Origin of the sequence: Kocuria aegyptia (assembly GCF_039530085.1) — a bacterium.
Taxonomy (GTDB): domain Bacteria; phylum Actinomycetota; class Actinomycetes; order Actinomycetales; family Micrococcaceae; genus Kocuria; species Kocuria aegyptia.
The window spans coordinates 264,858-266,466 of the sequence record NZ_BAAAOA010000015.1 but is presented as its reverse complement, the minus strand read 5'-3'; the positions used below and the strand labels follow the sequence as shown (position 1 = coordinate 266,466).

General features: G+C 69.0%; 2 protein-coding genes. Both read left to right on the top strand.

Going from position 1 to position 1,609, the window contains the following annotated elements; genetic code table 11:
* The first annotated feature begins 152 nt into the window (after positions 1–152).
* Positions 153–818 (top strand): ATP-dependent Clp protease proteolytic subunit, encoded by a 666-nt coding sequence (locus tag ABD220_RS07565; protein WP_344121259.1) that lies wholly within the window; start codon positions 153–155, stop codon positions 816–818.
* A 61-nt stretch (positions 819–879) separates the two neighbouring features.
* Positions 880–1,557 (top strand): ATP-dependent Clp protease proteolytic subunit, encoded by a 678-nt coding sequence (locus ABD220_RS07560; RefSeq protein WP_344121257.1) that lies wholly within the window; start codon positions 880–882, stop codon positions 1,555–1,557.
* Positions 1,558–1,609: the final 52 nt, after the last annotated feature.

Genomic DNA, 1,609 nt, shown 5'->3' with positions numbered 1-1,609 from the left:
GGGACCGCCGGCGCCTCCGTGCGTTGCGGGCCGCGTGCCCGACCATGCGCCATCAGCGAACAACCCGGACCGGGACCGGCCGGGGACCGGGGCGGGCACTAGTGTTCTGTTCAGAGATCACCGGACCACACGCACGAAAGAGGCACTGTTACATGACCTCCGCTCACGAGTCGCCGTTCGGCTCGACCCACGCAACCTCCACCGGACCGCGCCTGCAGGGCGGCGGCCCCATGGGCGGCCAGGACGACTACGTCTACAACCGGCTGCTCAAGGAGCGCATCATCTGGCTGGGCTCCGAGGTGCGCGACGACAACGCGAACCTCATCTGCTCGCAGATGCTGCTGCTCTCGGCCGAGGACCCGCAGGCGGACATCTTCCTGTACATCAACTCCCCGGGCGGGTCCGTCACCGCCGGCATGGCCATCTACGACACCATGCAGCTCATCCCCAACGACGTCGTGACCGTGGCCACGGGCCTGGCGGCGTCGATGGGCCAGTTCCTGCTCTCCTCCGGCGCGAAGGGCAAGCGCTACTCGACCCCGAACGCCCGGATCCTCATGCACCAGCCCTCCGGCGGCATGGGGGGCACCGCCTCGGACATCCGGGTGCAGGCCGAGCTGATCCTGTCGATGAAGCAGCGCCTCGCGGAGCTCACCGCCGAGCAGACCGGCCAGACCCTGGAGACCATCCTCCGGGACAACGACCGCGACAACTGGTTCGACGCCCAGCGAGCCCTCGAGTACGGCTTCTTCGACCACATCGCCAGCTCGGCCGGGTCCATGACCGGCGGCGGCGGGACCATGAAGGACCAGGAGTAGGACCTCGGCGGTCCCACCACTTCACCAGGCACGCTCCGACAGACCTCCGAGGAACTCAACCATGACCTTCACCCACGGACCTTCGTCCACGGCCGGCTCCCTGGCCGCCCTGCCCACCAGCCGCTACGTGCTCCCCGACTTCGAGGAGCGCACGCCCTACGGGTACCGCCGGCAGAACCCGTACACCAAGCTGTTCGAGGACCGGATCATCTTCCTGGGCGTCCAGGTCGACGACGCCTCGGCCGACGACGTCATGGCCCAGCTGCTCGTGCTCGAGGCGCAGGACGCCGACCGGGACATCACGATGTACATCAACTCCCCGGGCGGGTCGTTCACCGCGATGACCGCCATCTACGACACGATGCAGTTCATCCGCCCGGAGATCCAGACGGTCTGCCTCGGGCAGGCCGCGTCCGCGGCGGCCGTGCTGCTCGCCGGCGGCACCCCCGGCAAGCGCCTGGCCCTGCCCAACGCCCGCGTGCTGATCCACCAGCCGGCCATGTCCGGTCAGGGCGGCGGCCAGGCCTCGGACATCGAGATCCAGGCCAACGAGATCATGCGCATGCGCGAGTGGCTGGAGGAGACCCTCGCCCTGCACTCCGGCAAGACCGCCGAGGAGGTCAATCGCGACATCGAGCGCGACAAGATCCTCACCGCGGCTTCCGCCAAGGAGTACGGGATCGTGGACCACGTCCTGGAGTCCCGGAAGATCCACAAGCCCGCGACCGTCACCTCCTGACCCGGTCGACCCGCCGCACCTGCTCCGTGGCACCCCGGTGCGCCGCGACCCG